The 10,587-nt window shown below is 29.8% G+C and carries 9 protein-coding genes and 1 pseudogene; 8 read left to right on the top strand and 2 right to left on the bottom strand.

Annotation, left to right across the window (positions count from 1 at the left end; genetic code table 11):
• Positions 1-2,478 (top strand): DUF7507 domain-containing protein (locus F3G70_RS11615; RefSeq protein ID WP_188118185.1); only part of this gene is annotated, 2,478 nt, incomplete at its 5' end.
• 371 nt (positions 2,479-2,849) lie between these two features.
• Here F3G70_RS11615 and F3G70_RS11620 read toward each other — a convergent pair.
• Together F3G70_RS11620 and F3G70_RS11625 are read right to left on the bottom strand one after the other, a co-directional pair.
• Positions 2,850-3,560 (bottom strand): transposase, encoded by a 711-nt coding sequence (locus F3G70_RS11620; RefSeq protein WP_188118186.1) that lies wholly within the window; start codon positions 3,558-3,560, stop codon positions 2,850-2,852.
• A gap of 28 nt (positions 3,561-3,588) precedes the next feature.
• Positions 3,589-4,659, bottom strand: a pseudogene (locus F3G70_RS11625) (IS4 family transposase); the annotation flags it as partial.
• Between the two features lie 575 nt (positions 4,660-5,234).
• Here F3G70_RS11625 and F3G70_RS11630 point away from each other — a divergent pair.
• From F3G70_RS11630 to F3G70_RS11660, 7 genes are all read left to right on the top strand, one after another.
• A complete protein-coding gene (locus F3G70_RS11630) occupies positions 5,235-6,095 on the top strand; it encodes a helix-turn-helix transcriptional regulator (RefSeq protein WP_149732871.1) in 861 nt (286 codons plus the stop codon).
• Complete coding sequence (locus F3G70_RS11635) at positions 6,076-6,909, top strand: helix-turn-helix transcriptional regulator (RefSeq protein ID WP_149732872.1); 834 nt, start codon at positions 6,076-6,078, stop codon at positions 6,907-6,909. The genes F3G70_RS11630 and F3G70_RS11635 overlap by 20 nt, the downstream gene beginning before the upstream one ends.
• A gap of 389 nt (positions 6,910-7,298) precedes the next feature.
• Positions 7,299-8,375: an NAD(P)-dependent alcohol dehydrogenase gene (locus tag F3G70_RS11640; protein WP_149732873.1), complete on the top strand. Its 1,077-nt coding sequence runs from the start codon at positions 7,299-7,301 to the stop codon at positions 8,373-8,375.
• 137 nt (positions 8,376-8,512) lie between these two features.
• Positions 8,513-9,199, top strand: a complete 687-nt coding sequence (npdG, locus tag F3G70_RS11645) for an NADPH-dependent F420 reductase (protein ID WP_149732874.1) — start codon at positions 8,513-8,515, stop codon at positions 9,197-9,199.
• A gap of 86 nt (positions 9,200-9,285) precedes the next feature.
• Entirely contained in the window at positions 9,286-9,621 is a 336-nt protein-coding gene (locus F3G70_RS11650; protein WP_149732875.1) for a putative quinol monooxygenase, read from the top strand.
• Positions 9,621-10,145 (top strand): hypothetical protein, encoded by a 525-nt coding sequence (locus F3G70_RS11655; protein ID WP_149732876.1) that lies wholly within the window; start codon positions 9,621-9,623, stop codon positions 10,143-10,145. The genes F3G70_RS11650 and F3G70_RS11655 overlap by 1 nt, the downstream gene beginning before the upstream one ends.
• A gap of 13 nt (positions 10,146-10,158) precedes the next feature.
• A partial coding sequence (locus F3G70_RS11660) for a hypothetical protein (RefSeq protein WP_149732877.1) occupies positions 10,159-10,587 on the top strand: 429 nt, incomplete at its 3' end.

The following is a 10,587-nucleotide window of genomic DNA, read 5'->3' on the forward strand; positions in this document are numbered from 1 at the left end:
TGTGTAGTGGCTGGTTCTAATGAAACCGAAAACAAAACCACAAATAACACTACTAAAGTTTCAAAACCTGGTTTGGAAGTTTCTAAGATTACTTTGACTCCTGTTGTTCTTGTTGGAGATCAGGTTAGATTTGAGATTGTTGTCAGGAATATTGGTGAAACAGTCTTAAATAACGTATTTGTAGAGGAATATTCCTATGATGGTTTAGTTTATGATTCATTCGTTGATAATGGTCTTTGGACTCATTCATTAATTAACGGTAAGAATGTCTGGACGTTAAATAGGAATTTGGATTCAAAAGAATTAGTTAATTTATTTGTTAACTTCAATACAACAATGAGAGGTAATTTCACTAATGTTGTAGTTGCAGGTTCAGATAAAACCGAAAATAAAACTGCAAACAATACTACAACTGTATTAACTCCAGATTTAACTGTTGAAAAGGTTGCATTAACTCCTGTCGTTAAGATTGGCGATCAGGTTAGATTTGAAATTATTGTCAGAAATACCGGAGAATCTGTTTTAACAAACGTATTTGTTGAAGAATCATCCTATGACGGTTTAACTTACGATTCCTTCATTGACAATGGTCTTTGGACTCATTCATTAATTAATGGAAAGAACATCTGGACTTTGAATAGTGATTTGGCTTTAAATGAGGTTGTTGGATTCTTTGTTAACTTCAAAACTACTAAAGAAGGTAATTTCACCAATGTAGTTGTTGCAGGATCTAAAGAAACTGAAAACAAGACGGATAATGACACTGTTGAAGTCTTAACTCCAAACATTTCCGTTCAAAAGATTACCCTGACTCCTATTGTTCATGTAGGAAATCAGACTTCATTTGAAATAATCGTTAAGAATACTGGAAATGTTGTTTTAACCAACGTATTCCTTGAAGAAACTTCATACGATGGATTAACCTATGATTCATTTGTAGATAATGGTGCTTGGACCCATTCTATTGTTAACGGAAAGAACGTTTGGACCTTAAATTCAGACTTAGGCATTCGTGAAATTGCAGTATTGACGGTCAGATTCAATACTACTGTTGTCGGCAACTTTACCAATATCGTTACTGTAGGGTCAACCGAAACCGAAAACAAAATTGCAAACAATACAACAATCGTTTACAACAATACAGTTCCTGAAAAAGAAGAGGAACCTACCAAAAATCCGGACATTGACATTGAAAAGATTGCATTGAATGACGTTGTGATTTTGGGAAGCCAGGTAAGATTTGAAATTATCGTTAGAAACACAGGAAATGTCATTTTAAATAACGTTGTCGTCAGCGAAGACTCATTTGAAGGCTTAACTTACGATTCATTCATCGACTACACCGGCTTGTGGACCAAAAACGGTGACTTGAGCTGGAAATTAAATGGTCCTTTATACACCGGTGAGATTGCAGCATTCTACGTTGTTTTCAATACAACTGCTGTAGGTGAGTTTACCAATATCGTATCCGTTGACAGTGATGAAACCGGAAACAAGACTGCTAATGATACTGTTGAAGTAATCAAGCCTGATTTCGCAGTTGAAAAGATAGCAATCAACAAAAGCGTATTGGTTGGAGATCAGGTAATGTTTGAAATCGTTGTTCACAACTTCGGACAGGTTACATTAAACGACGTTGTTGTCCGTGAAGAATCATTTGAAGGTTTAACTTATGACTCATTCATTGACTACACAGGTTTATGGACCAAAAACAATGACCTCTCCTGGAGTCTGAACACTCCATTATACGTCGGTGAATATGCAGGATTCTTTGTAGTATTCAACACTACTTCAGCCGGTGAATTCATGAACGTTATCGTTGCAGATTCAAGGGAAATCCCTAACAAAACAGCAAATGATACTGTAGAAGTATTAACTCCGGGATTAAGCATTCAAAAGATAACAATAAACAGGACAGTCTATGTAGGTGAACAGGTGCTCTTTGAAATCATTGTTCAAAACACAGGTAAAGTGGTGTTGAATAATGTCGTTGTCAGCGAAGATTCATTTGACGGCCTTACATACTATTCATTCATCGACTACAATAAATTGTGGACAAAAAACAACGACTTGTCATGGACCCTTAACACTCCATTGTATGCTGGAGAATACTTAAGCTTCTATGTTGTATTCGATACTACTAGAGCAGGAAACTTCACAAACATTGTAAGCGTTTCAAGCGACAAGACCGGTAAGGTTTCAGCAAACAACGTTACTGAAGTCATTGAAAAAAATGTTCCTAAAGAAGAGCCAAAAGAAGAACCAATTCCTGTTTCTCCTGAGACTCCAAAGACTCCGGAACCTCCTGTAACCCCTGAGGTTGTCCTTGAGAAAAATGAAACAGCTCCATCTGAACTTCCTGAACAGCCTAAAAAAGAATCTAATGTCTTGCCTGCTACAGGTAATCCATTGATTATGGTATTGCTTGCATTGATTGCTTTGGGAGGAGCAGCATTAAGGAGAAAAAATAGACATTGAAAAGGGAAAAATTATTTTCTCTACTTTTTTTATTTTTTAATTAGTGAATTTATCTCATTTTGTTCATTTTTTTATGTTTTTAACATTATTTTCTTATATTTAGAGTTATTCATTTAAAATTTATTGATTTATATAATTTTTTTATTCAATATAATATTGAGTCTGTCCAATAATTCAATTTTTTTAGATTTTTGATTTTATGATATTGGCTTGGATATTTGAGATTCGGGGTGCACTTTTACAGTTGAAATTGCACTTCGACGATATTTTTTTAAAAATAGATATTTTTTAACTGCTTTTTAGTGAAAAGAGTGATTGATTATTTGGTGTTTTAGAATAGGATTGTTGTTTTTAATTGTTTGGTTTTTTGTTTAAATGAGTGTTGCATTTAATTTTTCATGTATTTTTTGAATGTTATGTGCTAGTGTTAGTTCTTTTTCTGCATTTTTCATGCCGTTTCTGTTTAATTTTTGGAAATTTCGTGCGTTTCTGAGTAATCCAAAGTGTGCTTCGTTTAGATTTGCTCTTTTTTTGTAGTAGATTTTTCCTTCAGGGGATTTGTAATCTGCTTTCATTTTCCATCTTAAATCGTTTGCTGGTTCGAAAATTTCTCTTACTCTGCTTTTTGTGCATTGATTTTTGACGGGGCAAGTTTTACATTTGTTTGTGGTGTATACTCTCATTAATTCTCCGTTTAGTTTCCTATTGTTTTTATAATTCAAGTATTTGCCCATTGGGCAGATAAATGAGTCTGTTTTCCAGTCATATGTGAAATTTACTTTGTGATATGGTTTTTCTCTATTTTTAGATTTGTTTTTGCTGCTTTCGTTTCGATCTGGAATTATTAATCTTATATTGTTGTCATATGCGTATTTTATTACATTGTCATCCATATATCCGTTATCTGCAACTAATACTTTAGGGTTGATTCCAATTTGTATTTTTATTTCATGTAACATTTCAAATAGTTCTTTAGAGTCTGTTGCATTCTGTGTTAGGTATTGGCCTACGACCATTCCATTTTTACTGTCGACTGCTACTTGATAATTGAAATTTAAACTAATATTTTCTTTTTTATCCATCATCCACCTTGATTCAGGGTCAGTTAAACTAATAGTATGTTTTTTCATTTTTATTTTGTGGGATTCTTGTTATATGGTTTTCTGCATGATTTTTTATTGTTATTGCGAGATTATAAACAAAAATATGTGCGTAAAAATCTTGTTCAATGATTTTCCTTCGTGTTCCGCTGAAATCTTCGATTTCGATTAAGTTTTTTAATCTATCGAATCCGGTTTCAACTGTCCATCTTTTTGCATATAATTCTTTTAAATCTTCGGATGAGAATTCATCGTGCGTTAAATTTGTTGCTAGTATTTCTGGTTCTTCTTTTCCGATATCCACTAATGCAATTCGGATTTCTAATCGTCCCATTTTTCGGGCTTTTTCTTTTAAATTTTCATCATCAAAATGACTTAATCTATTATTTGTTAGATTTATTTTTATTATTTCATCATTAGTCTTCATTTGTTTGATTGGATGCCTAAATACGTTTTTTGGTAATCGTATTAGAAATTTTGAGTCTAAATCTATTGTTTTCATCATTGATTCAATTGAAGGGTATCCTCGATCATAGACTGTAATTAATTTTGTAATGTCCAATCTTTGTTTAAGATTCTCTAAATGTTCAATTGCTAAATTTATTTCATTTACTGTTGTTTCAACAATTTTTGTTGTTAGAATATGTTTAGAATGAACATCCATAAAACATGAGACTCTTGCTCGTATTCTCTTTTCTTTTAACAAGTATTCATCGCCTAAAGGGAATTCTTGGCGCGTTAAAGTAACATTTGGCAAATCAACTATACTTCCATCACAAGCACAAACAATATATCCTTTAAATTTCGAAAAACCCGAAAATTTATCGTATAATTTATTAATATAAAGTTCATACATATCAATAAAAACATTTGGGTCAATATACATCCTTTGTTTTCCTATTGCTTGACTAGAAATCGTTTTAAAATCATTGCTTAGCATTATTGTAAAAAATCTAATCGCCTCGATATAAGCCGTACAACTTCTTTGAAAAAGAATATAGGCAGTATATTCTTTTTGCGTCATTTTTCTATCTCTAATAAATCTATTGTCCTCTGTAACATATTTTTTTGATATAAAACAATCAAATAATCTAAAAAATCTTTGACAAACCTATCAAAAGAATACATCAGGATCAACCCCATTTAGATTAATTCGTGATTAAAAAACTTAAATCACTAATATACATATTTGTAATTAATAATATTTAAAATAAACTATGTATAATAATTGAATTAAGCTATAAGTAAATTAAAATTAATTAATAAAGTATTAAAATAAATAGAGCTAAAATTAAGGAAAATAAATAAAAATCAGCGATTTAATAAAAAAAATTTTGGTCAAAAAATGAAAAAAAGCTTAAGTTTCTAGGAATGTTTTTTAATCGATAATTTTAAATATTATGACTTAACAAAAAATAGTTTTAAGTCATTAATTGAAAGTTATAAGCTAATATTTTTACCTAATATTTATTTATAGTGTTTTATTAATGATTTTAAGTTTTTATTTAAATTTATGAAATATTAGAAAACACTTGTGGTATAAATATTTAAAAATATTATGCAATGAAATAAATTAATAGGCTTAATTTAAAACAAAAAAATTTAATATAATACGAATAATGTCATTGAATTGATATTTTCGTGAGGAGGATAACTTTGCCAATTAGTCTTACTGATGATTATTTAACTGATTTTCAAGGAGAAATAAAGTTTTTGGTTAATTCTGAGATTCGTTTAAAAATTTTGGGTTATTTATTTAATTCTCCTGTATCTATTAAACAAATTGAAGAAAAAACTAATTTAAGTTATAGTACTATTTTGGATAATATTAATAAACTCGAACAAAAAGGTTTTATTTATAGTATGGATGATAAATTTTATTTATATAATACTGTAAAGCTAAAATTAAATTTTATACTTTATTTTAATAAATCTTCTAATTTTATAAAAGAGAATATTAATTTTTTAAATAATTCATTAATAAATAATGGCATAGATTCTCATCGTGATTTATCTGCCCTTGAAGAATCAAAATTAGTAGAATCAAATCATATAGATATTTTTAAAGCTACTGAAATTTTTCAACGTTCTTTAATGGGATTTAAATTTTTAAAAGGAATTTTTCCTTATTTTCATCCGAATCATCATGATATTATTAGTTATTGGATTGATAATGAGTGTACTGTTGAATTGATACTTCCAAATGATGTTTCTCAAGCTATAACAAATTTTATAAAAGATTATGTTCCTAAAAGTAAAAATATTAAAAATAAGTATGTTAGATTAAAACCAAATGATAATAATATTCAATTTGCATTTACTCTTTCTGATAAATGTTTAGTTTTAGCTTTTTACCATAAATCAGGAGTATTTAATCAAAATGCAGTAATTACTTCAACTAGTCAAGATGCCATTTCATGGGGTTTAAAACTATTTGAGGAATATGAAAAATTGTGTGGGGATTATGTTTGTTTAGAAAATATTATTTATCCAAAAAATGGGGGGAATAATTATTGAATCTGAATTTTTTAATGGTATTAATAATTTAAAAGATTTTAACATGATAAGATTTTTAATTGCTTCAGAATTAAGATTAAAATTATTATTAAGTATATATAAATCTTCTAAATCCATTAAAGAACTAGAATTAGAGTTTAATAAAAAATCAAGCAATATTTCAAGAGGTTTAAATGAGTTAAAAGAATATAATTTAATTACAAGATTGCCGGATAAAAAATTTTCAATAACTTCTTCTGGTTTTTTACTTGTTGAAAATTTAGATCATTTAATGATAAATTTTGAAAATATAGATAAAAAAAGTGAATTTTGGGAAAATCATACTATTAACTCTATTCCAAACAAATTTTTAAAGGAATTGTCACTTTTTAATGATTCTACTATAATTAAATCAAGCCCCATGGAATTTTCAAAACCGATAAATGTATATTTAAAAAATATTAGTCAATCAAAAGATATTTTCATGATTTTGCCTATTTATTCTAAAATATTTATGGATTGTATTTATGATACTATTATTAATCATAATGGCTATTTGGATTTAATTACCACTAAAGATATTTTCGATTTAATTATAAAGTCCGATTCAGAAAAATATTTCAAATCTTTGGTGAGGAATAAAAAGATTAATTATTATCTTGTTGAAGATATTGCAAATATATTTTTTACAGCTACAAATACTTTTTCTTCATTATTTCTCTTTTTTGATAATCTTGTATTTGATAATTCGGAAATGTTTTTTATTGATGATGAAAATCTAGTAAAACATGCTATTCGATTTTATGATTCTTATAAATCTTATCTATTTGAATGAACATTAATTATTTTTAAAATTTTTATCAAGATATAGATTTATTATCATGAACTTGTTTTTTTATATAATTTTTAATTTTTATTTTTTAATTTTAACCTGTTATTTTATTTTCTAATAATTAACTTTTAATTAAAAAAATTCCATATATCCGTAAAAATTAAATTTACTTATTAATTACTCTTTAATTTAAATAATACTGTTTAAATAAAGGTAAATTTTAAATATTAAAACAGGTAAAACCTCAATCATTAAAATATTTATTTAAACTAATTAAACTCTAAATTTGTTTATTTGTAATTAATCTAGAAAATAAGTGTTTTAATCTAATATGTTATTTTAAAACAATTTATAAGTTTTTATAAATATTTTTAAGTTTAAGAGGTGAAAAAATGGCAACTTTTAAAGGATTTGCAATGAAAAAAATTGGTGAAACTGGATGGGTTGAAAAAGAAGTTCCGAAGTGTGGGCCTATGGATGCAATTATTAAGCCAACTTGTGTATCTCCATGCACTTCAGATATTCATACTGTATGGGAAGGTGCAATTGGCGAAAGAACAGACATGATTTTAGGTCATGAAGCTGTTGGTGAAGTTGTAGAAGTAGGTAGCTTAGTTACTAAATTCAGCCCGGGTGATAAAGTTATCGTTCCTGCAATTACTCCTGATTGGGATGATGAAGCAGCTCAAAGAGGTTTCCCATCTCAAACAACAGAACCGCTCGGCGGTTGGAAATTCTCTAATTTCAAAGATGGAGTATTTGGTGAAAGGTTCCATGTAAATATGGCAGATGGTAACTTAGCTCATTTACCAGAAGGATTATCTGATGAAGGAGCATGTATGTTGGTAGATATGTGGTCTACCGGTATGATGGGATCTGAAAATGCAGATATTCCTTTAGGTGGAACTGTTTTGGTCATTGGTATTGGTGCTGTGGGGCTTTCTGCAATTGCAGGTGCTAAATTATTAGGTGCAAGTAAAATATTTGCTGCCGGTACCCGCCCAATATCTGTGAAAGTCGCTAAAGAATACGGTGCAACTGATATAATCAATTATAAAGAAGGCACCATCGATGAACAAGTAAGAGATTTAACTAATGGTGAAGGTGTTGATTCTGTAATTATTGCTGGAGGTAACTTAGAAAATACATGGAAAGAAGCTATTTCTTCTGCAAAAGCCGGTGGAACTGTTTCTAATGTTAACTATTTGAGTGGTGCGGATAATGTATTTATTCCTCGTGTAGAATGGGGATGTGGTATGTCCAATATTAACATTAAAAATGGATTATGTCCTGGTGGTGCTGTAAGGATGGAAAGACTTGCAGCATTAGCATTAGTAGGTAGACAAGATCCTGAATTATTAGTTACTCATAAGTTCAGAGGACTTGAAAAAATTGAAGATGCTTTGTATTTAATGAAAGAAAAACCGAAAGATTTAATTAAACCTGTTGTACTTTTAGATCTCGACTGACCAAACTTTTAAATTAACTTATTAAAGTGATGGATTTTATCCATTGCTTTTTTTAGTATCTAGTAATGTTTGTTCGTTATGAATGATTAATATATTAAAATTCACAAGAATTGTGGTTGTTTTTAGGAGGATAAAAAATGAAAGTTGCAGTAATTGGCGGGACTGGCCCTCAAGGTTTGGGCATTGCAAAAAGATTCGCTATTGAAGGTGTTAAGGTAATTGTAGGTTCTCGTAAAGAAGAAAAAGCTTTAACACTTGTTGATGAAACCAAAAAAGAGCTTAAGGGGTATGATTTAAACATGGTTGGCATGGCTAATGAAGATGCAGCAAAAGAAGGCGATATTTTAATTCTTACTGTACCTTTAACAGCACAAAAACCAACTCTTGGAGGCATTAAAGAATTTTGCACAGACAAAATCATTTTAGATGCTACTGTACCATTAGAAACTGCAATTGGTGGAAAACCTTACAGATTCATTGATTTAATGGAAGGATCAGCTGCCGAAAGAACGGAAAAAATACTTGAAGGAACTGGTGCAAAAGTAATCAGTGCATTCTGCAATATAAGTAATTCTCATTTAGCGAATATCCCTAATGAAATAAATTGTGATTGTTTGATTGCAGGAAATGATGATGAAGCTAAAAATATTGCTGCAGAACTTATAAATAAACTTCCTGGTGTTCAGACTATTGATTGTGGGATTTTAGAAAAATCAAGGGTTATTGAAAAAATAACTCCTCTTTTAATTGGTTTAAATATTAAATATAAATCCCATTATGGAGGTCTCAGAATTACAGGTATCCCGCAATTTGAACAAAAATAATATTTTTTGTATCTTAATTTAAATTAAAATTATATGTAATATCTATAATTTTATTTTTTTATGTGAGATTATTTGAAGGTGATTTTTTGATATTTGTTTTAGCTAAGGCAATTCCTAATGATGATGAAGCTGCGAAAAAAATTATTCAGTTTTCGGAAGATTTAATTGATAATTCAAGAAAAGAAAAAGGAAATATAGAATATAATCTTTATTCAGATTCAGAGGAACTTTCACTATTGTTTGTAGAAAAATGGGAATCTATAGAAATATTAGATTCACATTTACAAACAGAACATTTCATTAAATTTGGAAATAATATTGCTAATTTACTTGCTCAAGATTTCATTATTAATGTTTTGAAGCAAATTCTATTGAAATTTAGTTTTATTTTAATATTTTTTTTATATATGGTTGTGTTTTAATGGATTTAAAGGATATTCTTATTGCATTTTTAATAATTTTAATTATCGGTACAGTGCTTTTCGGTTCATTGGGCAGCTTTTTAGGCCACATCCGTACAGTTGTCAGTGATGTTGCGGATGGTGCTGCCGATGAGAAAAGCTTTACTGTAGATTTTTTAGAAAAAAACAGCCATTCCATTTCAGAAAGTGATGTTTTGGAAAGGGAGATTACAAGAAGTGATGATGCTTCAGGAGAATATTCCTCAGATAATTATGAATCAAATGCCAATGTTTCGGCTGATGATCGTTCAGACAAGAATTCATTCTCTGATTTTTCAATCCTAGATTTGCTGGACTCAATAATGGGGTCATCCAATTCAGAGTATGAAGATTATCAGCATGATTTTCTAACTGACAAGGTCGACTCAGAGGGAAATCCGATTTATCGAAGCATAGTTTCAACAAGCGGAGGCCAAACAGATCCGGGAATCTATGAAGTCTACTGGTCCAAAATGGGAGTAATCAACCATACCCGCATCAGATAAGAGAGGTATTCACTTGTCTCGCGTAAAGATTTATTTCAAGGGATATGAGAATAAGAACCTGCAGCATGATTATGACGATTATCTCTCATACCTCTTTTACAGGAAGGTAAATGACCTGTTCAACGGCACCAAATTCGAAGACTTCAAGTTCTATACCTTTTCCGCATTCAGGATTGAAAGAAAAACCATCAGCGTTATCGTATCCAGTGTCGATGAAATATTTCTTAGAAGCCTTGTTTCAGCATTTGTTATGGGAGAAAGCATCTACTTCAACAACTGCAAGCTTGAACTCGACAAGGTAGAATTTTTAGAGAAAATCCCATTAATCAATGGGGAAGCTTCATTCATCACAATTTCACCGATATTTCTGTCCGATTGCCTGGTCATTGATAATCTTGGAGACATTCTTGAAGACATTCTCATTAAAAACTTTTGTGAATAC

This window comes from Methanobrevibacter millerae (genome assembly GCF_900103415.1).
Lineage (GTDB): Archaea > Methanobacteriota > Methanobacteria > Methanobacteriales > Methanobacteriaceae > Methanocatella > Methanocatella millerae.